Raw genomic sequence first — 1,529 nt, forward strand, 5'->3', positions numbered from 1 at the left:
GGCGGCACGCGCGAAGGCGGCGACATCCAGCGGCCCCTCGATCCAGACGGCGTGGGCAGTGATGAACGCGGGGTTGTCCGGCGCCAGCCGCTGCGCATACCACAGGCCCGCCTGGGCCTCGCTCAGCCCGCGGACGATGGGCCCGGCCGCGCCCGGCACCGCACGGGCCTTCATGCGCTGGCCGCCGCCTCGGCCTGCAGCCGCTGCACCACGGTCCACCAGCCGCCCAGCGTGGCGTGTTCGGCCAGATGACTGAATTCCAGCGGGATGCCGGTATTACCCCAGGCGAGCACCAGACCGAGCACGCGCATCGAGTCCAGGCCCAGGTCCATCAGGTTCTCGTCGTCCTGGATGTCCTCGGGGGCTTCGCCGAGCATCCCGGCGACATCGGCGCGCATGCGCTCCAGGGTCAGTGCGCTCATGACAGCGTCTCCAACAGGTGATCGGTGGTCATCGGCACCCCACAGGTGCGGGCGATCCAGTGCAGGGCCAGGTCATGGTCGGCCCGCGAGAAATCGGCGACCGCGTCGGCGGCGATGAAGCTCTCGATGTCGCGCTGGAAGCCTTCGGCGACCGTAGCGGTACAGCCGATATGCGCGTACACGCCGGTGACCACCAGCTGGTCGCGACCGCGGGCGCGCATCATCGTCTCCAGATTGCTGCGCTGGAACGCGCTGTAACGGTGTTTGACCAGCACATGGTCACCCTGCACCGGGGCCACGGCCTCGATGATGGCTTCGTGCTCCTCGGTGGCGGACATGCCCGGGCCCCAGAGATCGGCCTGCAGGCCCCGGTCACGGCGATCCTGGTTGCCACGCTGGGCGGTGTAGAACACCGGGATGCCACGCGCACGGCAATGCGTGAGCAGGCGCGCGATGTTGGCGATGGCCGGGGCCAGCGGCGCCGCATCCGGCGCGAACGCGGCCAGGAAGTAGCGCTGCATGTCATGCACCAGCAGCGCTACGCGCGCGGTGTCCGGTTGCCAGGCGCCGCGCGGGGTCGGCAGCTCGGCCTGGGTCGGCAGCGGATACGGTTGGATCTTGGGCAGCGCCATCAGCGCGTTTCTCCTGTCTGTTGCATGAAGCGTTCGCGCAGCTGGGCACGCAGCTCGCGGCGGCTGATCTTGCCGACCGCGGTGGTGCCGAAGGCATCGACGAACACGATCTGGTCCGGCACTTTGAACGCAGCCAGGCCGCGGCTGCGGACCCAGGCCTTGAGGCTGGCGGCCCTGGTCGGCTCGCCCTGGGCAATGATGAAGGCGCAGCTGCGCTCACCGAGGTAGTCATCGGGGATCGAGACCACGGCGGCATCGAACACACTCGGGTGCGCCAGCAGGTGGTCCTCGATTTCTTCCGCGGAGATTTTTTCGCCGGCGCGGTTGATGTGGTCGCTGGCCCTGCCCTGCACCACCAGATAGCCGCCCGTCAGCCGCTGGACCATGTCGCCGGTGCGGTAGAAGCCATCTTCGGTGAAGGCACGCGCATTGGCGGCCGGATCGTTGTGGTAGCCGCGGATGGTATAGGGGCCGC

General features: G+C 68.9%; 3 protein-coding genes. All 3 read right to left on the reverse strand.

Annotation, left to right across the window (positions count from 1 at the left end):
• Window positions 1-170: 170 nt before the first annotated feature.
• Window positions 171-422: a phosphopantetheine-binding protein gene (locus ACLFKU_RS43335; protein WP_410853338.1), complete on the reverse strand. Its 252-nt coding sequence runs from the start codon at window positions 420-422 to the stop codon at window positions 171-173.
• A complete protein-coding gene (locus ACLFKU_RS43340; RefSeq protein ID WP_410853339.1) occupies window positions 419-1,054 on the reverse strand; it encodes an isochorismatase family protein in 636 nt (211 codons plus the stop codon). The genes ACLFKU_RS43335 and ACLFKU_RS43340 overlap by 4 nt, the downstream gene beginning before the upstream one ends.
• A partial coding sequence (locus tag ACLFKU_RS43345; RefSeq protein ID WP_410853340.1) for an AMP-binding enzyme occupies window positions 1,054-1,529 on the reverse strand: 476 nt, incomplete at its 5' end. The genes ACLFKU_RS43345 and ACLFKU_RS43340, both read right to left, overlap by 1 nt.

The organism is Paraburkholderia sp. EG304, from assembly GCF_046543485.1.
Taxonomy (GTDB): domain Bacteria; phylum Pseudomonadota; class Gammaproteobacteria; order Burkholderiales; family Burkholderiaceae; genus Paraburkholderia; species Paraburkholderia youngii.

Excerpts from the sequence above, each read along its gene's own strand:
- ACLFKU_RS43335 (WP_410853338.1), bottom strand. The coding sequence starts at position 422 with ATGAGCGCACTGACCCTGGAGCGCATGCGCGCCGATGTCGCCGGGATG.
- ACLFKU_RS43340 (WP_410853339.1), bottom strand. The coding sequence starts at position 1,054 with ATGGCGCTGCCCAAGATCCAACCGTATCCGCTGCCGACCCAGGCCGAG.